The sequence below is a fragment of the Brevibacillus reuszeri genome, from assembly GCF_002897295.1.
Taxonomy (GTDB): Bacteria; Bacillota; Bacilli; order Brevibacillales; family Brevibacillaceae; genus Brevibacillus; species Brevibacillus reuszeri_A.
Map to the genome: position 1 here is coordinate 1 of NZ_BEXF01000018.1, position 21,754 is coordinate 21,754.

General features: G+C 45.3%; 24 protein-coding genes. 5 read left to right on the forward strand and 19 right to left on the reverse strand.

The features are described from left to right. The first annotated feature begins 5 nt into the window (after positions 1 to 5). From C3B52_RS23890 to C3B52_RS23900, 3 genes are all read left to right on the forward strand, one after another. The gene (locus C3B52_RS23890; protein ID WP_235615847.1) at positions 6 to 89 is read left to right on the forward strand and encodes an IS3 family transposase; all 84 of its coding nucleotides are present in this window, start codon (positions 6 to 8) and stop codon (positions 87 to 89) included. A gap of 274 nt (positions 90 to 363) precedes the next feature. Next, a complete protein-coding gene (locus C3B52_RS23895) occupies positions 364 to 1,221 on the forward strand; it encodes a tyrosine-type recombinase/integrase (protein WP_103108894.1) in 858 nt (285 codons plus the stop codon). 33 nt (positions 1,222 to 1,254) lie between these two features. Then, positions 1,255 to 2,067: a hypothetical protein gene (locus tag C3B52_RS23900; RefSeq protein ID WP_103108895.1), complete on the forward strand. Its 813-nt coding sequence runs from the start codon at positions 1,255 to 1,257 to the stop codon at positions 2,065 to 2,067. 76 nt (positions 2,068 to 2,143) lie between these two features. On the opposite strand, the gene C3B52_RS23905 is transcribed toward C3B52_RS23900, so the two are convergent. The 6 genes from C3B52_RS23905 to C3B52_RS23930 form a co-directional block, all read right to left on the reverse strand. Beyond that, complete coding sequence (locus C3B52_RS23905; protein WP_103108896.1) at positions 2,144 to 3,358, reverse strand: IPT/TIG domain-containing protein; 1,215 nt, start codon at positions 3,356 to 3,358, stop codon at positions 2,144 to 2,146. 844 nt (positions 3,359 to 4,202) lie between these two features. Next, on the reverse strand, positions 4,203 to 6,953 hold the full coding sequence (locus C3B52_RS23910; protein ID WP_164684901.1) for a beta strand repeat-containing protein: 2,751 nt from the start codon (positions 6,951 to 6,953) through the stop codon (positions 4,203 to 4,205). Positions 6,954 to 7,551: 598 nt separating this feature from the next. Next, positions 7,552 to 8,289, reverse strand: coding sequence for a hypothetical protein (locus tag C3B52_RS23915; RefSeq protein WP_103108898.1), 738 nt, complete (start codon positions 8,287 to 8,289; stop codon positions 7,552 to 7,554). A gap of 12 nt (positions 8,290 to 8,301) precedes the next feature. Then, positions 8,302 to 9,198, reverse strand: coding sequence for a tyrosine-type recombinase/integrase (locus C3B52_RS23920; RefSeq protein WP_103108899.1), 897 nt, complete (start codon positions 9,196 to 9,198; stop codon positions 8,302 to 8,304). A gap of 65 nt (positions 9,199 to 9,263) precedes the next feature. Then, entirely contained in the window at positions 9,264 to 11,075 is a 1,812-nt protein-coding gene (locus tag C3B52_RS23925; RefSeq protein WP_103108900.1) for a DUF927 domain-containing protein, read from the reverse strand. A gap of 178 nt (positions 11,076 to 11,253) precedes the next feature. After that, positions 11,254 to 11,922: a hypothetical protein gene (locus C3B52_RS23930; protein ID WP_103108901.1), complete on the reverse strand. Its 669-nt coding sequence runs from the start codon at positions 11,920 to 11,922 to the stop codon at positions 11,254 to 11,256. A gap of 266 nt (positions 11,923 to 12,188) precedes the next feature. On the opposite strand from C3B52_RS23930, the gene C3B52_RS23935 reads away from it, so the two are divergent. Continuing rightward, positions 12,189 to 12,713: a hypothetical protein gene (locus C3B52_RS23935; RefSeq protein ID WP_103108902.1), complete on the forward strand. Its 525-nt coding sequence runs from the start codon at positions 12,189 to 12,191 to the stop codon at positions 12,711 to 12,713. A 47-nt stretch (positions 12,714 to 12,760) separates the two neighbouring features. Here the strand turns inward: C3B52_RS23935 and C3B52_RS23940 are convergent, their stop codons facing one another. From C3B52_RS23940 to C3B52_RS23965, 8 genes are all read right to left on the reverse strand, one after another. After that, a complete protein-coding gene (locus C3B52_RS23940) occupies positions 12,761 to 13,228 on the reverse strand; it encodes a CopG family transcriptional regulator (RefSeq protein ID WP_103108903.1) in 468 nt (155 codons plus the stop codon). Positions 13,229 to 13,378: 150 nt separating this feature from the next. Next, positions 13,379 to 13,516, reverse strand: a complete 138-nt coding sequence (locus tag C3B52_RS36710; protein WP_023555273.1) for a hypothetical protein — start codon at positions 13,514 to 13,516, stop codon at positions 13,379 to 13,381. A gap of 44 nt (positions 13,517 to 13,560) precedes the next feature. Next, positions 13,561 to 13,887, reverse strand: a complete 327-nt coding sequence (locus tag C3B52_RS23945; protein WP_103108904.1) for a DUF960 family protein — start codon at positions 13,885 to 13,887, stop codon at positions 13,561 to 13,563. 2 nt (positions 13,888 to 13,889) lie between these two features. Continuing rightward, a complete protein-coding gene (locus tag C3B52_RS23950) occupies positions 13,890 to 14,369 on the reverse strand; it encodes a JAB domain-containing protein (RefSeq protein WP_023555271.1) in 480 nt (159 codons plus the stop codon). Positions 14,370 to 14,440: 71 nt separating this feature from the next. Beyond that, on the reverse strand, positions 14,441 to 14,686 hold the full coding sequence (locus C3B52_RS23955) for a hypothetical protein (protein ID WP_023555270.1): 246 nt from the start codon (positions 14,684 to 14,686) through the stop codon (positions 14,441 to 14,443). Then, entirely contained in the window at positions 14,683 to 15,120 is a 438-nt protein-coding gene (locus tag C3B52_RS23960; protein WP_103108905.1) for a hypothetical protein, read from the reverse strand. The genes C3B52_RS23955 and C3B52_RS23960 overlap by 4 nt, the downstream gene beginning before the upstream one ends. Positions 15,121 to 15,209: 89 nt before the next feature. Then, entirely contained in the window at positions 15,210 to 15,356 is a 147-nt protein-coding gene (locus C3B52_RS36715) for a hypothetical protein (RefSeq protein ID WP_164684902.1), read from the reverse strand. A 51-nt stretch (positions 15,357 to 15,407) separates the two neighbouring features. Next, positions 15,408 to 15,896, reverse strand: a complete 489-nt coding sequence (locus C3B52_RS23965) for a hypothetical protein (protein WP_103108906.1) — start codon at positions 15,894 to 15,896, stop codon at positions 15,408 to 15,410. A 197-nt stretch (positions 15,897 to 16,093) separates the two neighbouring features. Here C3B52_RS23965 and C3B52_RS23970 point away from each other — a divergent pair, with 197 nt between their 5' ends. Continuing rightward, the gene (locus C3B52_RS23970) at positions 16,094 to 16,447 is read left to right on the forward strand and encodes a helix-turn-helix domain-containing protein (RefSeq protein ID WP_103108907.1); all 354 of its coding nucleotides are present in this window, start codon (positions 16,094 to 16,096) and stop codon (positions 16,445 to 16,447) included. A gap of 1 nt (position 16,448) precedes the next feature. Here C3B52_RS23970 and C3B52_RS23975 read toward each other — a convergent pair whose 3' ends face one another. From C3B52_RS23975 to C3B52_RS24000, 5 genes are all read right to left on the reverse strand, one after another. Next, positions 16,449 to 16,730, reverse strand: a complete 282-nt coding sequence (locus C3B52_RS23975; RefSeq protein ID WP_103108908.1) for a hypothetical protein — start codon at positions 16,728 to 16,730, stop codon at positions 16,449 to 16,451. Positions 16,731 to 16,749: 19 nt separating this feature from the next. Further along, complete coding sequence (locus C3B52_RS23980) at positions 16,750 to 17,625, reverse strand: tyrosine-type recombinase/integrase (RefSeq protein WP_103108909.1); 876 nt, start codon at positions 17,623 to 17,625, stop codon at positions 16,750 to 16,752. Between the two features lie 656 nt (positions 17,626 to 18,281). Further along, the gene (locus tag C3B52_RS38040; RefSeq protein ID WP_103108910.1) at positions 18,282 to 20,330 is read right to left on the reverse strand and encodes a flagellin N-terminal helical domain-containing protein; all 2,049 of its coding nucleotides are present in this window, start codon (positions 20,328 to 20,330) and stop codon (positions 18,282 to 18,284) included. 62 nt (positions 20,331 to 20,392) lie between these two features. After that, a complete protein-coding gene (locus C3B52_RS23995; RefSeq protein ID WP_103108911.1) occupies positions 20,393 to 20,551 on the reverse strand; it encodes a carbon storage regulator in 159 nt (52 codons plus the stop codon). A 261-nt stretch (positions 20,552 to 20,812) separates the two neighbouring features. After that, positions 20,813 to 21,709, reverse strand: coding sequence for an IS66 family transposase (locus C3B52_RS24000; RefSeq protein WP_373419744.1), 897 nt, complete (start codon positions 21,707 to 21,709; stop codon positions 20,813 to 20,815). Positions 21,710 to 21,754: the final 45 nt, after the last annotated feature.

Genomic DNA, 21,754 nt, shown 5'->3' on the forward strand with positions numbered 1-21,754 from the left:
AATTCATCCATTTTTACAATAACGATCGACCACAAAGGAAATTAAACAAACTGACGCCGGTTCAGTACCGACGCCAGCTTGCAGCTTAGGTGTTTTTTTAACTGTCTACTAAATAGGGTCTTGACCACAGGAGCCCTTCCTGATGGAGGGGGTTTTACATACTGATAGAATTGGCTCCATGATTGAATCCCCCTAGACCTACATCTCGTGATCCTTGTCTAGGGGGATTTCTGTCTTGTTTCGAGTAGTTTGAATCTTTCGTGCAGTTATATGTTGGGTTTCTGGGGAGATAATAACAATATCAACTGCGTATCATGAGTTTTGGATATGCCGTAACTTCTTGATTTCAAAGGTGACTTCGCTATGCTTAATGCTATTCATTCCTTTCTATTATATCTGTCCTCCATTGACAGGAGCGACGAAACGATCACTGGATACAGCAAGGATCTTCTCTACTTCAATCGCTACCTGGAAAACAAGTACAATGGCGAGGCTTACGTGGATGAGATTACTTCTGAGGATATTGAGGAGTATCTGTTTTATTTGAAAGAAACCAAAGGGTACGCGCCTGCCAGCCGCCAACGGAATCTACATACCCTGCGATCCTTTTTCTCGTATTGTTATAAAAAAGAGCTGGTACTTCGCAACGTCGCGCTGTCCGTCGAGCGGATCAAGCTGCAGCAAAAGGAAAGAAACTATTTGTCAGAAGAAGAAGTAAAACTTTTAATAAGCGCGATCGATCATTCGCTTATTCGTCTAGTTGTACAGGTGCTGTATATGACAGGCTTACGGATTTCAGAGTGCGTGAACCTCACCATCGATGATGTGGACTTCAATCGCCGGGTCATTCATGTTGTCAGCGGGAAGGGCAATAAGGACAGACTCATCCCTATCTCCAAGCGCTTGTATCCGTTGCTGCTTGAGTATAGAGAGCATCACCGTCCTGAAACAGGCTCCCTCTTGTTTTTCTGCACCAAGAAAACAGGTATGCTCTCTCCCGTCTATGTCAACGCAGGCATCGCGGAGGCTGTACGAAAGTTAGGCTGGAGAAAGAAGGTAACGGCACACGTATTGCGCCACAGTTTTGCCAGCCAGCTGGTGAAAAACCAGGTAAGTCTAGTGCAGATACAAAAGCTGCTCGGACACTCATCTCTGAATGTTACTGGCATTTATACGCACACAGACATGGACCAATTGAGCAATGCCGTTGATTCCTTGTAGGGAAGAGCGGTCGAGTCAGGGAGGATTTTCGGTATGGAAGAAACAGTAGAGAAAAAACCAATATATGATGAACGCGTAAATGAAATCATCCGTGGCCTATTAGAAGGGAAAAACAGAGATACGATCGCCAAAGAGCTTGGATACAAGAATTACAAGACGCTGGACATTTACATGCGGCGGAAAAACTTCAAGTGGGACTCGGTGAATCAAAAATACGTCCCCGCGGGGAGTCTCCCTTCCAAAATGGACATAGACTACTCCTTGCACAGTTCGGCTAAGCTCAGCACCATCATCGCGTTGTTTCAAAAAGAAGGTGCGGATGCCAAGACCATTGCCAAACGAGTAGGGTTTTCAAATCACCGGGAGCTTGCCAACTACATGAAGGCAAAAGGATACAGATGGTCTTCTTCGCTCGGAAATTACAAGAAAGTAACTGGCTTGATTGAGGAAGATCCATCCCCGGCATATATGCAGGAAACGGACGAGTCATACACCTCTCCTTCAGAGGCGCTAGAGGGCCCTTCTGTTGGCCTTAAAGCATGGGGGAGGGTAGACGTGCCCGTTGATCGTTATTTGCCCTTATTGGAGATGCTAGAGCGTAATAAGGACAGACTGGTCGATCTGATCATGCCTCGCGAGGACAGCTCCAAGGTACCGCGTTATGGCGTACCGGGTGTTTTTGTAACGAAATCCGTTCATATGACGAATACGCTCGATCAGTTAGTGCGGGAATACAGTAAGGAAAAGAACATCAGCCAGAGGGATATTTTCGCTGTTGCGCTCATTGAGTTCTTCAGGAGATATGGGTATGAGAGAGAGGTTAATACGTTGTTGGAGAAGATGTAGAAATTAACGAAAGCCCCAATCATCAATTGGATGAATGGGGCAATTTGTACTATATCGAGTATGGTTATTACGTAGATCATCTCAAGCTTGGATACTCATCAAAATCTATTTGCCAAACAGAATCAAAGTCCCAATTCACAAATGAATTCTTGTTTTTCATCTCCGCAGTAGTTAGTGGGAGACCTTTGCCAGTATCGTTCATTGTGGTTGTATCTGTATCGTAATACGATTTCAAAACCGATCCACTGCTTACACCAATTAAACCACCTGTATCCTGAGCACTCCCCATCACTTCACCTGCAGCATAAGTTTCAGTGACATTCCCTTTATTATCCCCAATAAGCCCTCCCGTTTTGGTCGATCCGCTTGTGATCTGTGCCAAGGAATACGCTTGATTGACCGTACCGAAATTCTCTCCTACCAATCCACCGATCTGAGTAAAGTTACCGCCAACGGAACCCTCCGAATAAGATTGTTGAATGCTTCCGTCGTTTACTCCGACAAGTCCCCCAACTCCCGAGTATCCAAAAACATCCACATTTGCATGGGAGTTTGTGATCGTAGCTTCACTTCCCATTCTGCCAACGAGACCACCTGTATAAAAACTACCATTGTTAGAGGTTACTCTTCCTTCCACGTAACAATCACGTATTGTTCCGCCTTGCATGTAGCCAACTAATATTCCAACGTTAGAACCAGAAGCGTTAATGGTTGCTCTCTGGAGGGTAAGATCAGAAATTTTAGCATTAGCGGTGATTGTGCCGAAGAAGCCGATGCTAGTACCACTATTAATGAACAAGCTATTGATTTCCTTGCCATTACCATCAAAGGTGCCAGTGAAAGGGGAACTAGTGGTTCCAATAGGTACCCAGCCACTTCCTGTATTGTAAGGAGCCACATCCATATCCAAATTGTCATTCAAGACAAAATGAGAGTCCAAGTAATTTCTTACCTTGTCTAATTGCTCTGCATTTGCAATTACATACGGATTGCCTGCTGTGCCATCGCCACTTGCAAAATCGCTATTCGTATCATCAATATACGTATAAGCATTTATAGCTGTTGCTGTTCCATGGGGAGTAGTTACAGCAACATTCACTGGCCCCTTCACGCTACCTGCTGGTACTGTTGCCGTGATCTGCGTTTGAGAAAGGACGGTAAATGATGAAGCGGGCACACCACCAAATGTTACAGACGTGGCACCAGTAAAGTTCGTACCCGTGATAGTTGTTATGTTTCCACCGGCTAATGGGCCTTCTTCAACGGAAAGACCTGTGATTTCTGTTTCTATGCTATTCTCGGCTTATCCCACTACGTGGTTTTCGACTCGAGCCTACACCGTGCGAGCGACTTTCATCGCACACGGCGTTCCATCAACAAATGAAGAAGGAACGAAACCCATGAAACAACAAAGAGGATTGCAGATACAATCGCTCTACAATCCTACTTTGTTGTTCTTTTTACTTGTAGACTTGAGAAAATACAACGCCCATTGTAAGTTCTCGTATCCTTCTTATCCGCTGACTGGGTTCCTTCGCTCCGGCCAGTTTTCTCCTCCCCGCCTGTGTTGCCACTACGGGTACAAACGGCAAGCCATCCACACTACTACGAACCCGCTGCCATCTTATCAGCCTCACTGGTGCTATCCCACCTCTTCTGATAAGACTTCAAACGTTCCACCTTGTCTATCCCTATTTTTGCTGACCGTAGGTCCCCACTATACAATCCGAGAAAAACAGGTTTAACAGCCTGAATTGTTCCTGCTTCGTCTGTACGATCTCGCGTACATCGACTGTTGCCAAACCCCTAGCGCTTATTACCTGACAACAGCTATCTCGTATTGGGTCGCCATGGATTCGTCTCCTGACCATAGCCAGCTTTTAAAGAGCCCCGCCTTGCTTCCAGCAAGTACGACTTCACCTGACTTCACGAGAGCAGCTGGTATAGGACTGCTTCCGTGCAGGAGGATTAGGCACATGAGTTTGTAGGCTGTTCTCATGGATTGGGATTTCGCCAATCTATTCGACAGGGTAGTTGGAGAGGAGCCTCTTGAAATACTCGATAAAAGTAAATCAAGAGGCATTCTCCACTTCCTTCACTCCAGAGAGTTTATGAAGTAACGTTTCGTGATTTTTTTAAGAGATAGAAGTAAATGTTGCAGTCACTTCTGTAGCATCATTTCCTGCAGCATCAGAAACATTGTAAGTTACTGTGACTTTGTTTCCAGGATTCGCCGCCAAGTGAGCTCGAGCAGAAGTTAAGTTAGTTACGTTGCTTCCAGCATCTGGGCTTGAGTATGCTACCACAACATTTGCACTGATATTTCCATCAACATTATCATTTGCTACTGCAGCTGGAGCTTCCCATGTTGCTGCAGCTGCAACGGTAACAGTATCATCTGCTACAGGAGTAATAACTGGTGCAGTTGTGTCAGGAGCAGCTACAGATGTAAATGTTGCGGTTACTTCTGTAGCATCATTTCCTGCAGCATCAGAAACATTGTAAGTTACTGTGACTTTGTTTCCAGGATTCGCCGCCAAGTGAGCTCGAGCAGAAGTTAAGTTAGTTACGTTGCTTCCAGCATCTGGGCTTGAGTATGCTACCACAACATTCGCACTGATATTTCCATCAACATTATCATTTGCTACTGCAGCTGGAGCTTCCCATGTTGCTGCAGCTGTAACAACTACATTATCATCGTTAACAGGAGTAATAACTGGTGCTGTTGTATCCAAAGCAACAGTGTCAATACCAGAGTTTACATGTGCAGAAGTTGGAACGTATTTATTGCCAGCCAAGTCTTGAACATTTGCTGGTGTTGCTATTGGATAAACTTTTACAGTAGCACCGAAAGTTTTACCAGAAGCTAATTTCAATACAAGTTTATTATTGTTAACACTGGAAGAAGCTGCAGAAACAGTCGCTCCATTGTTATCGATGAGGAAGTCGGATTTAAACAGTGCACCCAGACCACCATTTAGATCTTCATTGAAAGTGATTGTAAGTTCATTTGCTGAAGTTACAGCCGCAGATGCAACAGTTGGAGCAATCAGATCATCTGCATCAAGAGCGCCGCCACCTTCAGTTCCAAGAGGAGCACCATTTGCATTTTTGGAGTCTACTGGACCTACAACACTGAGCTTAATATTACGACCATCAGCAAGAGTGCCTTGAGCAAACGTCAATGTTACTGTTTTACCATTCAAAGTAGCACTTGTTGGTGTAACAGGAGCTCCACCAGCTACTGATACGGCAAAATCATTTTTCTCGATAGTTACCAATGGTTGATCCACTTCAAAAGTCAAGATGTCAGTTGTAGATGTACCAGCCAGTGCCTTAACAGTGCCGTCAAGAATTACTGGAGCATCTACAGCAGATGCAGCAGCAACAGTTGTTGTCAAGTTACGAGAGATATTACCTGCTACGTCTTTTACAACAGCTACTGCAAATACATCAGTTGGAGCAATTGCGTCAGTTGCAGTAAATTGGAACACAACAGATTTGTTACCTGCCCCAGCGGACAAAGTTACGTATGCAGGAACGTTTCCAGCTTTATACTGCCAGTTCGTTTTATCGAGTACAGAATATGCGCCGGTTACTTGCACTGCTTCATTGAAGAATACTTCTACTGTGTGGTTAGCAGCATTGTAAACTGCAGCTTTACCAGTACCATCTTTGTCAACAAGAGCTGGCGGGGTCAAGTCAGTTACAGTAAATGCTTTAGAAGAAGCTGTCATAGCATTACCAGCAGCGTCCTTAACTCCAGTTACAGTAACTGTATAAGTACCTCCTGGCAATTTGGAACCAAAGGTGATTGCAACTTCTTTATTGCCAGTTCCGCCCAAAATTGGTGTCAAGTCTCTGGAAGCTGTTGGTGCAACAGTTGCTCCAGATGCATCCTTGATCACAAAGTTAGCCTTGTTCTGAGCAGTAAGTGAATCAAGCGCCTCATTAAATTTCAATGTCAGAGCTGTTTCACTTGTAGATACCGCATTTTCAAGAACAGGTGGTACAGTGTCAGCAGTAGCAGTGAAGTTGATACGAACTGGTGTAGTAGCAGTTGTTACTTTGTTACCATAGGTGTCTGCAACATCTGGGTTAATGATAAGAATGTTAGCACCTGCTGGAACATTAGCAAATGTCAAAGTTACTGTTTTCTTATCTGTTCCAAGTTGCGGAGCAGCAGTTACGTTATTCGTATCATTCAAGAAGAAGTTACCAGCCAATGTGGTAGCATCCATAGCACGATCAAAAGTTACTGTTACAGTGCCTTGTGCACCAGATTTAGCAGCTGTTACAGTTGCTACTGGAGCAGTTGTTACACCATCAACAGTAAAGGATTTTGTAGTTGCTGCGAGAGGGAATCCAGCTGCATCAACACGTGCTGTTGTAGATGCAAATTGAAGATTGTGAGCACCTGCTGGCAATGCATTGTTGAAAGTCAAGGTGTATTCTTGGTTAGTTGGTTGATCATCAGTTGCTCCGTTGCTTACTGAAAGAACTGCGCCACCAACGAGGCTCAAATCGCTGCCATTAAGTTTAAAATCAGTAATTTGTAGGTTAGCAACAGGTTCGCTAAGAGTCACAACAACAGCCTTATTGCCTTTTGCAACTACAGAAGAAATAGTCGGTGCTGTCACGTCAGCAAAAGTAACCTCTTGAATCTTCGTTTCGATAGTTTTACCATCGGCGTCCTGAACATTTGCAACAGATACAAACGCTTTGGAACTTTGAGTTTGTTGAGCAATTGTCAGAATGACAGATTTACCATCAGCCAGAAGAGTTGGAACGATTGCTCCGGAATAACCAGAAATAGTATAGTTAGCAGCTGTTTCAGCAGTAGTTTCTGTAACTTCTTTTGAGAAGGTAACTTTTACTTGAGTCAAGTTAATAGCACAAAACCCACTAGAAATCCCCATTTTCCTGGATAGTCTGAAACCCCATGGGACGCAAGGAGTTTGGCAATCGTCTCTTCTCACAGCATCGTAAAAGCCGAGTGAAAGTCTAGTGAGTTGTTGGGGAGCAGAGGAAAAGCTGAGTGAAAGCCGAAAGAGGAAAAAACGAAAAACTCCCGGAAAAACCGTGAGAAACCCGCAAATCAAAACCACGCCTTTTCTTGCCAGACAACAAAACCCCGCAATCCCGTAAAACCCGATAAAAAAAGTAATTTTAAACATGGAATTTCACCATCAAAAAAGACTCGAAAAAGAAGAGAAGAAATAAGACATATAATAAGGAAGGAAAAAAATAAGGAACCGAAAGAAAAGGGTCGAGGGAACTGTCGTAAGAGCACGAAAGTCACTTGAAAAGAATCTGTCGCTCGAACGATCTTCCACCCATAACGGTTAACTGACTATCTCCATACTGAGGGAGACGTCTAGTTTCTTTCTTTAGGACAGCCTTTTTCTGTTCGGGAAAACGGGAAATGCGGGGAACCCTTGACCTGACAATAAAAAAAAGCGGGAGAGGTTTTCCCGCTCCCCGCTACGCTTGCAACACACTGCTTAGTTGTTCTTCGTACCCATACTTCTTGAAAAACTCGGCCAAAGCTACCTCAATGATTACACGTTGGGTGACATTAAACTCTTTGCTGAAATCGCTTAGGAGAGTCATCAGCGAGGCCGGGAAACCAAGCGTTTTGTTGGCCTTGGCTCCTCGAAACTTGTACCGAGGCAGGGTTCCATCGCTCTCCGTTTCCAAAAGGTCAAACAGTTTGTTCTGCTTGGACAAGAGGTAGGCCAACAACGGCTGGTAGTCTTCCAAGCCGTCTGCTGACTTGGAAGGTAGCTGTGCTGCCGCTGTTTGCTCGTTTTTTTGCTTAGTGGAGAGGCTTTCACTGTACTCGTAGTTTTCTTGCTCACTACTCCAAACGTACCCTTGCCCCCTCATGTAGTCGCCCATCTCGTCGACGGTGGCAAACCCTTGCTTGATGGCTACCTGACGGATGTTGGCATTGCTTTGGCTCAGTTGACGAATGATTTGTCCAGCTTTGCTGTTCAAAAACCGAGACTCTTCCGCTGCCGACGGGGTTTCACCTTCTTCGGGAACAAACGTGTTACCATTCCAACGCATTCCCCTTCTGCGGAAATACTGGTCGATTGAAAACCACCCTTTGTGTCCAAAATGCTCGGTGATCTCTTGCTTACTTTTGCCTTCTGCCAGCAAAGCAAGCGTGGTTTTGATTTTTGAATCGTTGTAGACGCTGGGATCAAACATGGTCATGGTTATTCCTCCTTAGAAATCAATGCGGTTCACGGCTTCTGCCAGATCGGTCTGCTGTACATGCAGGTACCTGGAGGTAGTCCGTATGTTTTCATGTCCTAACAGGCGTTGAATGACCGCCACATGGGTATCCTTTGTGACCAAGTAGCTGGCGAACGAGTGGCGCAAGATGTGACTAGTGACGTGTTTGGGGATGCCCGCTTCTTGGTAAGCTTCCTTCAACAACCGATTGACGTACTGCTCACTCACTGTTCCTGTTTTCTTGAGGGCAAAGAAGAAGAGGGAATCGGTAGCAGGGCGGTACTTGGTTAGGTACTCCTTCATGTGCTGAACCAGTTTCTGATTCATCGGCACACGACGGTTTTTTCCGCCCTTACCATCAATCACTTGGACAAACCCTTCCTCCAGGTTCACGTCGCGTAGCGTGAGGTTGATGCACTCATTGACCCGAATGCCTGTGTGGGCCATCATCATGGCAAAGTGGTGAATGACTGGGTGCTTGATGGCCTGAATGATGGCTTCGATCTCGTCTTTGTTGAGGTAGGTACGTTCATGCTCTGGCACCTTGACGCGTTCTACTTCATCCACTGGGTTTTCCTGTACCAGCTTCTTTTTCTTCAAGCAGGTGAAGAAAGTGGACAGGGCGTTGATCTTCCGATTGACCGTCCTCGGCTTGCTGTCACGTTCGTTAGTCATGTACTCGACAAACGCTTCCACTTGGGGGAAAGTTACCTCGTCAACAAAGACAGGGCCATTCGAGCGATCCGACAACCATCTCTGGAATTGGCTCACATCCATCTTGTACCCCCGCAAGGTTTCTTCTCGCATTCCCCTTGCCTTGAGCCAATCCAAAAAGAGCGGAATGGCCTGTGTGAACAACATGCTATCTATGGGAATCATCGTTTTCATGTCCGTATCCTCCTTGTTTTGGGTTGAAAGTGGTTGAGAAAGGAGGACTAAGCTCCCCTCCCCGTTTACACGTCCTCTTCATCAAGCGCAGGTTCATCTGGCAGCCTGCCCCTTCTGACAAGACCCTCTAGCTGTTCGTTCGGGATTTTTAGGTTGTACGTCGTATCTTCCTGCTTTTTGGGAGGTGTTTCACCAAGCGCTTTTTTTCGCTCCTGTTGTTCCGACTCATCAAAAATCCGTGTACGCATCGTAGATCGATCACTTTCGGTGACGAGCCATTTCCTCTCTTTCCATTCTCGAATCAAGCCCTTTGTATCCTCAAATCCTAGTTGCTTCAACTGCTGCTCCAGGACATGCTTGAGGAAAGCCACCTCCGTGTTGGCCCCCTGCGGGAACATTTTGCCCCAACAATTGATTGGATTGGAGTAGACCCCTTCGATGCGAAAATTGCTCTGATGCTGGATAATCAGCTGAACCATCAGTTTCCATGCTTTCAAGCCAAGGTCACGTTCCCCACTGATGGCTTCCTCCTGTTGGACAAGGAAATCAAGAATGGCGTCGAGACGGAGATTGAGATCCAACGCTCGGTTGGCCAAATCTGCCGCTGTCAGGAGAATGGCGTACTTCTTTGCGATCCGTGTACGAAATGGTGTATCCGGCAAAACTTCTGCACAGCGTTCCTGCCACTCCTGCCATGTCTCGTCTATGATGCCAAGCCCTTGGTCGAACAGGTATCGCACAAATGCTTCACCAGCATGACCGTAGTTGTGCTGGACAACCTCCCGAATCGCATCTGCATGGGGGGCTGACTTGGTCCACTCAATGCCTTTGAAATCGAAGGCTCTGACAGTCAAGCCGACATTGTGATTGGTTCGTTCAAAAATGGATAGCTCCCCTGTGGAAAGGACGACCAACGCCCACTGCCCTTGTTTGCGTTGTTGGATGGTATCTGTGAGGCGACCCTTTTCCTGGCCCGATGCCAACACATACAACATACTGGTCAAGGATGCTTCATTACTCATGGACAACTCGTCGAGGACGACGGGGATTCCAAAGTTACCTCCCAGCATATTGATCATCGAATTGCTCGTTGCGTTCCACGATTTCACAAGCCCCTTCATTTTGAAGGCAGGCTTGCCAAAGATCGAAACTTCAAGAAAAGTTCCCGTTGTTTTACCTTTTGTACTTTTCCCACCTAAGTGAATGATCAGACTATCCACCTCATCGTACAGGTACGAAAGGTAGCCAACGATGGGTGAAGCAAACCCAGCAGACAACAAAAATTCCAGTGGTGCGTATCCGATCACATGTTCCCGAACCATCTTCAACCATGTGGCGAGGTCGCCCTTGGGCTTTAGATTGTAGTTGCCATTTTCATTGTCATTGATGGCCTTGACTGTGTCGTTGGCGGAAATGATGCGGTGATGGCGAAAAACGAGCTGCTTTTGGTCGTCACGATGCCAGCCGACTTGATGGAAAACAGCTTTGTGTGGGGCACGTTTTTGCTGCTCACGTAAATAGGTGGCGATCACTTTGACAAACTCATGTGGAATGTCGACGCCCTTGCCCATGAGTTTGAGGAGTTCATTGGGAACGAGCTGACCCATCCCAATCCGAAGCTCATGGTATGTTCCCTTGAACTTGTAGCAAAGATCAAGATGCACATCCTTGGTGTCCAGGTTCTGTACCGTCTGTTTGATAAACAACGGCTCGCAGACTTTCGTAATGGTCTCTTCACCCGTTTTCTGGTCTGTTTTTTTCAGGAACAGCGCCTTGTTAGTTACGGTGAAATCCCCAAAGGAAAAGGTCTGGCTATTTTGGAGTGCTTCTTCCGTAATGTGGATGCGGTGGGATGACTTTTTCGGTTGGCTTGTCATGTTTGACTCCTTTCCAGGGGGAGGAGGGGAGTACCCTCCCCTGGTTTACTGGTATACATGTCACCCCTACGGCATCAGGAACGATACCATTCCGAACGGTCACATATATAATTTCTGCTTGAAATCTGATTCGTTCCATTTTTTGGGATATCATTCGCGCTAGGATCCACCAGAAGCATCACTGATCCGAAACGCAAACTTCGAATCCACAAATCCGATCGAACTCTTGTAATGGTTTTATCTTCTTCTGGTAATCGAGGTATAGCTTGATCATCGGGATACTAGTGAACGTCAGGTCGCTATCAAAATAGTCCTCTGTCGGGACTGGCGTGCTAAAGTCTATGCTATTGAGCATCTTGAGAAAGTTTTCACGCATTTTGTAAAACTCTTGCTCCGGGAGGAACCTTCTTGCTTCCGGTATCTCCCAAACGGCTGTCAGGGATTCGGGATCATACATAAGGGTAAGCGGTACCAATGGAAGCCCCTTTAGTGCCTGTTCGAGTTCATCAATCATTGCTAAGCGTTGTTCGGAAGTCAGCTGGTCAACAGGCTGTCCCTTGTAATCCATGAAATGGACCTCAATGAATGGGCGGTAATTTCTGTGGAAGTACTGGACTGCCTCGTTAAATGCCTCGTTTAAATCCTCATCATGAAAATCATCGAACATTTCAACGGGGTAGTCGGCCTTCATCTTCTCTTCCACGAGGTACTGGTCAACGAAATTCATTAAAGATCCCATAGCCAAATCCTGATCCCTCATTGCTTCCTGCCCCACCTTTGGTACTACCACTGGATGTTGAACCCCGAATGCTTTTGCTTGAATGCGGTTGTTTACTTGATTCATCATGAACATTACCTCCATTTTTCTGATGCGGTTATTGGCGTTTAACCTAAGATCATCTTAGCATTTTGAATTTTATACAGACACTTTCGCATGTTATAGTTCATATAACAGGAATCAACAACAGAAATATGCTATGATCCATACTGTATATGAATACTCTATCGAACTAGGGAGTAATCCCTCCCGACACTTCGGACTTTCATTCATTCCATCGAAAAGGGTGTCAACGGTTTTTTTCAAAGTTTTTAATTGTTTTTAGGAGGGGTAGTATGGCCCGCGTACGTTCTTCACTATCTGACAGGAATAAAAGGCATGAAGCGATTGAAAGCCTTGTTGACTCAAGGAAAATTACTTCTCATCGGTATCTCGGTGAGATTCTCCGTGAGAGAGGAATCCATGTTACCCAGCCAACACTTTCGCGAGATTTAGAAGAGCTTAGTATTCAAAAAAATCCTGACACCAAGCGGTACGAACTATCAAAGAAAAAGGACGCTCTGAAAGAAAAGCTTACAAAAATCATTGATGACAGCCATGCGGCCTTGATGAGACCAACGTATAGCACGAGGATTTTCAAGGTAGATCCTGAGTATTCACATATATTCGCCATCACCCTTGAGAAATTCTTGATGAAGAAAGGGTTGGAAGTGGGGATCTTTGTGGGGCCAACTGGTTCGGTCTTGCTTTCCTTTCCAAAAGAGGCAAAAAAGCTTTTAAATCAGGCTATACGAGAACTAAGTGTTCCTGAAAGGTCAATGACTAGCGAGGACGGCGAGGACGATTCCGAAGAAATTTGATCCTGCTTATTCTCCTCTATCCCACTGTGGAGGATAGAGGAGAGATTTTATTTTTTGGCGGAGAGATATTGCCGTATTGATTTGTTCACCAACCAACTGTAGCTGGGGATGTACCGTTCCTTTTTCAGCTTTTCCATCGTCTCGATCAACTCTCGATCCACGTAGACCGTTAGCTTTTTATGCTGCTCATGAAAATCGGGCCGTTTTTGCAACCCAGGGTAGGAAGGGGAGGCATGAGCAATTCCAGTGATTTTTGACGTTCCACGTTCTGAAAAGCCCTGCCTAGACTGGCCCTTTGGATTTCGTCTGCTGCGACTCTCTTCTGCTGGTACAAAAAGATCCGCATCCTCTTCTTCCCAGCCATCTTCCATTTCCTCGCCTTCGCTTTTGTCTGGAACCCAGTCATTGTTTACGTGGTGTTCATTCCCCCAGTTGATCCCATGCGTAGCTCCTTCTTGTTGATTACTGTTTTGTGTCTTTGTGAAGTTCCAATTCCGTTTGCGTCGTTCAAACATCTCAATTCCTCCATGACGTTGGTATGTAGTCGACACCGACGTCGACGTCGACTTTATGAAATGTTTCTATCTACGTGAAATCAAAAAAAAAGAGGGCAAACACCGTCTGCCCATGTATCCCGCCAAATGTACCAGCCGGGACTCATCCGTTTACTGCAACAATGTGTGTAGATCTTCCGCAAGAAGCCCGTGCTCGTTCGCTACCTGAGCAATGGCTTCGTCCCTACTCATTCCATCAAGGACTCGTTCCGCTATGTCCCAGATCACAGCTTGAAGAACTGGATGCATGCCTGATTCCTCCTTTCCAAATGTGGTGTTTCGCGTTTACCGCCTCAGTATTCCTCCGCTAGTAGAGCTGTACTGTACTCCCCCGAATCGATGATCCAAACCGTAACTCCGATCGCTAGATTCTCGGTATGATCCACGTAAATCACTTCCTCATGGAAAGGCTGTTCCTGTCGGTTCAGTACCTTCTGCAACGGCTCCCCGTCTACCCATTCAGCCGAAAGTTCAAAGATTTGGAGGTGATCCAACTGATCTCCCCGTACCTGCCGTTTCTCAAGGATGCTCCACAGCATCCGCTGTAATTCAATCGGCACGACTTCATTGACCCCACGTGTCACGTATCTGTCCGTTGAAAACATTTTCCGCGCTTCCATCTTTACATGTACCCCTTTTCCTTTAGGCTTACGTAGGCACCCTCTACTCCCACCACAATGTGATCCAAAACAGTGATGCCCAGCAGTTCACCAGCTTCTTGAAGTCTTTTTGTTACTTCAATGTCTTCTCTGCTGGGAGTAGGGTCGCCGCTCGGATGGGAATGCGCTACAATGATGGATGCCGAATTGGAGAGAATCGCGATCTTAAATGTCTCACGGGGATGTACGATGGAAGCATCCAGTGAACCAACTGAAACCGTGTGAATAGCTGTTGGCTCATTTTTGGTATTCAGGCAGAGCAACAAGAACTGTTCCCGATCCGTTGCATCCAGAAACTGCCGAAATAGTCCTGCAGCATCGCTAGCCATTCTGATTCGTCTTTGCGGGTACAGGAGACTAGACTCCCGTACCATTTTTACCGAGACAATGCTGACTCGCTTAGCTGGTGTATGTCCTGTTTCAGTTACCACCGTATCGTTCATATGTTCTCCTCCCATTTCTGAGAAAAAGGGACTCCCCAAAACAGCGAGCTCCTAGTTCATTGTCTTTTCAACTACTCCTCAAGAAATCGCTGTATTTCAATCGCTTCTTTCATTTCGCGAATGCGTTTATTCGCCAGTTCGTCCAGTATCACCCGCACTCTGTCGATGTTGACTTGAATTTCTCCGCCTTCACACTCGATTTTCCGAATGAACAGCAGTCCGTTCATGACATACAAGATGCGTCTATCTTCAAGGTACAGCGGGTATCCTCCTTTTAACTCCCGCTTGAACTCCCGAATCAACTCTTCTTTGTTCATCTTCCTTCCCCCGTCCCTTGAAAAATAGCATCTCTTTCAGCCTGTTCTTCCAGCCAGGTTTTCATTTCATCGTCCGTTACAGCTTCAAGAGGAAGGTATAAGGCCATCGCGTACTCATTGGTGTAAATGACCACTACCTTGTACCAGCACTCGCCGTTCCGTTCTACCTTCTCTACAAACTCCGGCAGGCTTCCTAGTAAACCTTCACGATTGCGCTCCAGTCCCACCACGGACAAATCCCGTAGATTGTCGCCTTTCTCCAAGACAACCATGAAGCCGTACATGTCCAACGTGAAATCTTCGTCCAAACCGTCGAAGTCAAAAGCTTCTTTTAGTCCGTGAAACTCTTCCTTCAAGTAGGAAGTAAACGCATATGAAAACACCCGCGCCTGTCGCAGCAGTCGTACATCCTGAATGGTTTTGATTGTCCGCATCATTTATCCCTCCAGAAATGAAAAAGGGACTCCCCGTCTGCCGTAGCAGAAGGAAATCCCCGTTATTCGTTGGAAAATCAGTTGATTGATTATTGCCAGAAAGTACGGAACAGCCATTTTCGAATGGCGACTCCGGCAATTCCACCGACAGTCACTGCCACCATGAAATCAATGTCGCTGAACATCCAGCAGATAGCACCAATAACAGCTCCACCTATCGCCCATTTTACAATCATTTTCGTTTTCCCCTTCTCTTTGTATTTGCGTTCATTTGTTACTCGCGATGATTAACTATTATTAATTTGGTTAGTCGCTTGACGAATGGTCTCGTAATCATTGAAGGTTTTCCTCAAAAACATGACAGCCTCCATTTCTCCAAGAAGGAATCCGTCTACTGCCACGTAGGAAACCTCAAAGGTGCCATTATCCAAAAGCTCGAACTTGAGTTGCAACTCGTAGTTTTCCAGTTCCGAGTAGTACAAACCAGAAAACTCTACGAATTTCTTCCCGTTCGATTCGCTGAACGTCCACTTTGGCTCCGAGTGCAAGTACTCTAGCACCTCACCCAGTGGTTCGGTGGAGTATTGCTGGAGCGAACTAGCTTTAATGGCCTCCACATACTTTTTGCCTGGTTCAACAGCTTCTTCAATTTTCCCCTGTACATCTACTCCCATCCATGAAGCGATGAACCACACCGCTAGGACGATGATCCCCAGACTCGTCATGAAGCTGTAGAATTTGTTCATGCCGTTGAGGATCTTTTTACCTACTCCCATTCCTTGTACATCCTCCCTTGATGACTTTTGGCCTATCTAAACGTTTTTTCATTAGTTGTCGGAACATAGATGATTTCATCGAATCTAGTAGAATCTTCCTATATTATCTTATAGATGTTAATTGGTAGTCAATTACTATTTATAGTGTGTGTAAATGGTTTTTACCCTCTAGTACGCTTGTCTAGAGGTGGTACCAAATGGAAGAGAGCACAAAACAACTTGCAAAAATGCTAGGTGAACGTATCCGCAGTCTTCGTCTGGAACAGGGACTCAGCCAGGAACAACTCGGTGAGCGCTCTGGACTGCACACCAACTACATTGGTCAAATTGAGCGGGGGGAGAAGAACCTTACCCTCGAAACCTTGCTAAAAATTGCCCGTAGCTTGGGGACTTCTTTGGAGCAGCTCCTGCATTCCGTAGATCCGCTCAATGTTCAAACCCCTCTTGGGCAAATTGTCGTCATGCTCTCTGAACGTCCTGTGGCCGACCAAACCCTTGTTTTAGCGTTGATGAAAACGGTTTTTTCATGGGAAGAAGAAAAGCGGAAGTAAGTCACAGTGGACTTTCTTCCGCTTGTTTGTTTGCCGAGGGAAATTGGCAGGCGAGAACGGTCATTTCCCAGCGTACCGCAAAAATCTCCCTGCGCAGCTTTTCTTCCCGTTGTTGAATCCATTCGCACACTTCCTTGAGTGTATCCTGGCATGCTTCTCCCCGTTGTTTGTACAGCATCTCATCCTTTAAGAGAGACATTGCTTTCTCGCATGTCCTTACACTCCGTACTAGCGTATCCTCCTTGCCAACAAGCTCTTCGTATTTTTCCTGTACGCCATTCATAGAATCCCTCCTTTACCATCTACAGCAAGGCTACAGCCTGCTCTTTGTCCTGTCTGCTGGTGTTGATGTAGTAGTGCGCTGTCGTCTGGATGTGAGCGTGGCCTGCCAGCTTGCTGACCGTCGTGAGCGGCACGCCTCTCTTGAGCAAGCGGGAGCAGAAGGTGTGGCGAAATTTGTGCGGGTACAGTTTGAAGCCGAGCTGCCTCTCCAAGCCTTCCAGGAGCGTGTTGACCGCGTCCTTGTTGAGCTTCTCGGCTCGTTGACTGAGCAAGAGGTAGGGACTGTCCCTGTGCTTGTTTGCCTGCCGTTCTGACCGGATGTACTCTTTGATTAGATCAACTAGATCAGGCCGAAGTGGTATCTCACGATACTTGCCTCCTTTACCTGTTACCCTGAGCGAATTAGTGAGGTAGTCCAGATCATGAAGCTGAATTCCGCACAGCTCACTTACACGAACGCCTGTGTACAGCAGCAGCCAAACAATGAGATGGTTCCGCAGGCTGACTTTACTCCTGTCCTGAACGAAAAATAGGAGCTGATTGACCTCCTGCTCGGTGAACACCTCCACTTCACCCTCGCTACCTGCTGCCACCTTGATCCTGTCTTTGCGTAGCGTGACGACTTGTTCAGTGGTCATCTTACGGTCGATCAGGAACAGGTTGAACGCCTGTAGCGAGTTGATCTTCTTGTTGATCGTGGCAACCGCGTACTTGTTTTCCATTAGGTGGCTTTTGTAGCTGGAGACGTAGAATCGTTTCAGATCCGTTAGCTGCTCCACGCCCATCCCCTCAAGGAACACACAAAACCCTTTCACGTCGCCCACGTAGGATTCAATCGTTTTTTGCGCGATTCCTATCTCGACAAGATACTGTTCGAACTGCTGAATCACATCCATCGTCAAACACCTCCTGACATACTAAAATTCCGGTGGCCATCGTCATCTTTTGTGTCCAATCGCTCCTTGATCCAGCAAAATTGCGGAACGTACGCCACATCTCACCTTCATCCGTTCCCCATGCCTGTCTGACATCGTCTGGGTCTAGGATTCGAAAATGTCCTGAGAAGATGTTTTGCTGCAACTTCCACCCGTTTCTCCTGTCCAATGTGTCCCAAAAGACCTTACCTCCCGCCGTTTTGATCGGCAAATTCGGAAACAACATGTACCCCATTCCTTTCAACTTGTGCAACAAATTATTCGGATCGCAAAAAATCCCTACACCCTGCTGTGGATGTAGGGACGGTAAAAAGCCAGAATACAGCCTCCTTTCCTTTATTGGTCTATATTAATAATATTTATCTGAAAATACATTTAATTCGATTTTTTTAGTTGCGTATAGGGATGGTCTTAATTTTATTCGTCGTTATTTCCACTTATTTCTGGGACAATTTATCGGTTATCTAAGACCGTTTCATTAGACCAAAAGACCCTCTAACTGATGTCTAACTAATTTATACCGGGAACATTGAATCGATCACATAATTTCAACTAGCTAGTAGAAGCATAGAAAAGAGACCCTAGATAATCTAAGGTCTCTCGGTGTTTGGCCCAAATTAACGGAGCAATTGCAGAACGCCCTGCGGTTGCTGATTGGCTTGTGCTAACATAGCTTGTGCCGCTTGAGCAAGGATGTTGTTCTTGGTTTGTTCCATCATTTCTTTCGCCATATCTGTATCACGGATACGAGATTCAGCAGCAGTCAGGTTTTCGGAAGAAGTGTTCAGATTGTTGATAGTGTGCTCCAAACGGTTTTGGTATGCACCTAATGATGAGCGTTGAGAAGATACAGTATTAATTGCATCATCAAGAACACTAATTGCAGCGGTTGCTTTTTCACTACTAGATATATCAAGGGAGTACTCAACATTATCGTTGTTTGTTCCATTAGTTACATTTGCTTTTTCTACTAATGAAGCAATTGCTCCATTAGCAGCCTTAACTGTTCCAGATGCATTAGAGCTTATTTTAAGAGCTTGAGAACGCATATCTTGAATGTTAGTAGTCATAGTTTGTCCACTATTAGCTCCAATTTGGAAACTAACAGAGAAACCACTCTCAGCTTGCACATTCGTATCAACTTTTGGAGCTACTCTTGATTCTTGACCTGTCTTTTGAGTTAACGTAACCTGATTAGATGGAGAACCAGTTGCTACTGTATACTTAGAAGAAAGGGTTGTATTTAAGCTAAGTGCAGTTGCTAAATTTTTAGCTTGTTCATATTTATCTGCACCAGCAAGAATCGACGTACCTTTAGCAATTCCAGCATCTGACGCGTCATTAGTTACTTTAATGTCAACACCATCGATAGTGTACTTTCCACCATTTTTAACCATTGTGTTGTCATCAATATTTAGATTGTACACTCCAGCTGTAGCACTTGATGTTACAGTGCCCATTGCCTGAGCAGTTGTAGCAGAACCAGTTTTTTCAGTTAAGATTAACTTACTTCCTGACGTAATTACATTGTAACGTCCGCCAACAGTTGCATTTGCATTCAAAGCTTTTGCAAGACTTTCAGCCTGTGCTTTTGCATCACCATCAATATCAAATTGATTAGCTGCTAGTCCAGTTGTAGACGCTGACTTACCTGTAAATGTTACTCCACCAAATACGATTGTGTCATTTAAGTTAAATTGTTTGTCGATTGAGAATGATAGTTGTCCTTTAACTTCATCGACACCTTTTGTCGTAAGCTGTGCAGCTCCTGTTGTTGACGCAATTGTTACATTACCTGAAGTGGTAATAACTTGACTGTTATTTTTTGCACCAGCAGCAGTTGTACCTGTGAAAGTGATTTTTCCAGCTGCTCCAGAGATAGTAAAGTCAGCTAATGGAGAACCAGAATATGCTTTCATCTGATTTAATGCTGCTGCAATTGCTGTAGCTTGTTTAGCTGCTGTATCATCACCAGTAGTGGCAGTAGTATCTAGCGCTATATCAATGCTATCTCCAGAAATATTTGAAACAACCGCCGCCCCAGTATCAGAAGCCGATGCAGTAATATTAATTTTAGCTCCATTAAACGTAAGTGTTCCACTTTGTCCTGCAGTTAGTGCAGTTAAAGCACCAGTATCGAATATTGCACCAACAGCAGCTTTACCTGATGCAAGAGTTGTTACTCCGGAAACAACACCTTTGTCAGCACCTTTTGTTGCAGCATTTACATTAACCGAAGTACCAACGGAGCCTCCATTTAATAGCTTCTGAGTGTTGAACTCAGTTGTGTTACCGATACGGTTGATTTCAGAAGTCAACTGGTTCATCTCATCTTGCAAAGCACCGCGGTCAGCATCCGTATTCGTACCGTTAGAAGATTGAACAGCCAACTCACGCATACGTTGTAGAATACTATGTGTTTCGTTCAATGCACCCTCAGCTGTCTGAATCAAAGAGATTCCATCTTGAGCGTTTTTCGCAGCCATGTCCAAACCGCGGATTTGTCCACGCATTTTTTCGGAGATTGCCAGACCTGCAGCATCGTCACCAGCACGGTTGATTTTCAATCCGGAAGACAATTTCTCGATATTTTTGTTTGTTGCAGCAGTGTTGGTGTTCAACTGACGATACGTGTTAAGTGAAGCAATGTTATGGTTAATTCTCATTCTAAAAACCTCCGTGTAATTTAGTTACCTGGGTACATCCATTTACCCAAGTTTTATAAGGTCTACTCTTTCTTAAGGAGTAGTTCCTCACGAATAATACTAACTTCTTTTGGAGCTTCAATAAATAACTTCATCATTCCATCTTCTTTGTAAACCTTAATTCTGATGTTACCGTTAATTATAATCGATTCGTCAGGTTTTCTTGTAAGCACTAGTGCCATAAAATCATCCTCCTTGATGGTCACATTACATATATCGGAATATTTAACTTGCACCTTTAGTAGTAGATAGAAATTTTTCTAAGTTTTTTTTAAAAAAATAAAAACCAATCATAGTTAAAGTAACTCTCTGTAGTTTTTATAGTTTGCAGGGAGGAGAAAACCGATCGGTTCCTTGCCGGGAATGAAAGGTGGAGCACATTGATGGGGGAGGCTCTGTTTTGCAGCCAGTTTGCGGAGGGTTTTTCAGCTAGTTTGTAAGCGTCAAATAACTCGGTGGATAGAAAAAGAACAGAAACTCGTGTAAACTGAGTTCTGCTCTCTGAGTTTTGCTCTATTTGCAGGCTTCTTGAACTTCTGGGCTCCACGGAAGGTAACCCTCAAGAAATTCCGGATGCTGTGTCCCTCTTCATTCATTACCTGGACGGTCGTTTCATCAGCATGCAGATATTTTTCTTGCATGAGCTTCTGATGCATTCGCTTCACCAATGGCATCAACCAGTCACGTGATGCGGCTAGAATCCAATTAGCCATGGCAGAGCGGCTTAGGTTCACACCCAGTGTCTTCCACTCCTTTTCTTGACGATAAAGAGGAAGGGCGTTGACAAACTTCTGATGCATAACCCATGCGACTGTGGAGGGAGATGCCATGGAATGCTGAATCACCGGATCAGGCATTGGTGATGTCTCCATATAGGGTTCCCCGTTCTTACGACAGGTGCGGCACTCAAAGGTTTCACGATAATAATCGATGGCCCTAACTTTGGCAGGAATAAACTCGATTTCGGTACGGACGAATTCTTCACCTACCGATACAAGAGTAGTGTGGCATGCTTCGCAAAAGCGGTCTTCTTCAACCAGAGTACAAAGACGTTTATCGTGTGGGATATCCTTTAAGAGTTCCATCCGCTGACCTTTAAATTTCTTTCGTTGGTAACCCCCTACCTGCTTGAGGTCAGGCTCTGGTGCCATCGGATCGGCTTGGGTTTCTGCTTCATCAAAAAGAGACATCTGCCCCAAAGAAAAGGACGATGTCTTCTCGGTACTTCTGCCGAAGAGCTTGCGCGTCAGATATTCAACCGTTTCATGGAGCCGTTTGTTTTCCAACTCCAGTTCACCTATGCGATTTTCGAGTACTTTTACCTGATCTGCAGCGCTCATAAATACCGTTCCTTTACCGATTTCTTCTATATCCAGTATACCACA

Excerpts from the sequence above, each read along its gene's own strand:
- C3B52_RS23895 (WP_103108894.1), top strand. The coding sequence starts at position 364 with ATGCTTAATGCTATTCATTCCTTTCTATTATATCTGTCCTCCATTGAC.
- C3B52_RS23900 (WP_103108895.1), top strand. The coding sequence starts at position 1,255 with ATGGAAGAAACAGTAGAGAAAAAACCAATATATGATGAACGCGTAAAT.
- C3B52_RS23915 (WP_103108898.1), bottom strand. The coding sequence starts at position 8,289 with ATGACCATGTTTGATCCCAGCGTCTACAACGATTCAAAAATCAAAACC.
- C3B52_RS23920 (WP_103108899.1), bottom strand. The coding sequence starts at position 9,198 with ATGAAAACGATGATTCCCATAGATAGCATGTTGTTCACACAGGCCATT.
- C3B52_RS23925 (WP_103108900.1), bottom strand. The coding sequence starts at position 11,075 with ATGACAAGCCAACCGAAAAAGTCATCCCACCGCATCCACATTACGGAA.
- C3B52_RS23930 (WP_103108901.1), bottom strand. The coding sequence starts at position 11,922 with ATGATGAATCAAGTAAACAACCGCATTCAAGCAAAAGCATTCGGGGTT.
- C3B52_RS23935 (WP_103108902.1), top strand. The coding sequence starts at position 12,189 with ATGGCCCGCGTACGTTCTTCACTATCTGACAGGAATAAAAGGCATGAA.
- C3B52_RS23940 (WP_103108903.1), bottom strand. The coding sequence starts at position 13,228 with ATGTTTGAACGACGCAAACGGAATTGGAACTTCACAAAGACACAAAAC.
- C3B52_RS36710 (WP_023555273.1), bottom strand. The coding sequence starts at position 13,516 with ATGCATCCAGTTCTTCAAGCTGTGATCTGGGACATAGCGGAACGAGTC.
- C3B52_RS23945 (WP_103108904.1), bottom strand. The coding sequence starts at position 13,887 with ATGGAAGCGCGGAAAATGTTTTCAACGGACAGATACGTGACACGTGGG.
- C3B52_RS23950 (WP_023555271.1), bottom strand. The coding sequence starts at position 14,369 with ATGAACGATACGGTGGTAACTGAAACAGGACATACACCAGCTAAGCGA.
- C3B52_RS23955 (WP_023555270.1), bottom strand. The coding sequence starts at position 14,686 with ATGAACAAAGAAGAGTTGATTCGGGAGTTCAAGCGGGAGTTAAAAGGA.
- C3B52_RS23960 (WP_103108905.1), bottom strand. The coding sequence starts at position 15,120 with ATGCGGACAATCAAAACCATTCAGGATGTACGACTGCTGCGACAGGCG.
- C3B52_RS36715 (WP_164684902.1), bottom strand. The coding sequence starts at position 15,356 with ATGATTGTAAAATGGGCGATAGGTGGAGCTGTTATTGGTGCTATCTGC.
- C3B52_RS23965 (WP_103108906.1), bottom strand. The coding sequence starts at position 15,896 with ATGGGAGTAGGTAAAAAGATCCTCAACGGCATGAACAAATTCTACAGC.
- C3B52_RS23970 (WP_103108907.1), top strand. The coding sequence starts at position 16,094 with ATGGAAGAGAGCACAAAACAACTTGCAAAAATGCTAGGTGAACGTATC.
- C3B52_RS23975 (WP_103108908.1), bottom strand. The coding sequence starts at position 16,730 with ATGAATGGCGTACAGGAAAAATACGAAGAGCTTGTTGGCAAGGAGGAT.
- C3B52_RS23980 (WP_103108909.1), bottom strand. The coding sequence starts at position 17,625 with ATGGATGTGATTCAGCAGTTCGAACAGTATCTTGTCGAGATAGGAATC.
- C3B52_RS38040 (WP_103108910.1), bottom strand. The coding sequence starts at position 20,330 with ATGAGAATTAACCATAACATTGCTTCACTTAACACGTATCGTCAGTTG.
- C3B52_RS23995 (WP_103108911.1), bottom strand. The coding sequence starts at position 20,551 with ATGGCACTAGTGCTTACAAGAAAACCTGACGAATCGATTATAATTAAC.
- C3B52_RS24000 (WP_373419744.1), bottom strand. The coding sequence starts at position 21,709 with ATGAGCGCTGCAGATCAGGTAAAAGTACTCGAAAATCGCATAGGTGAA.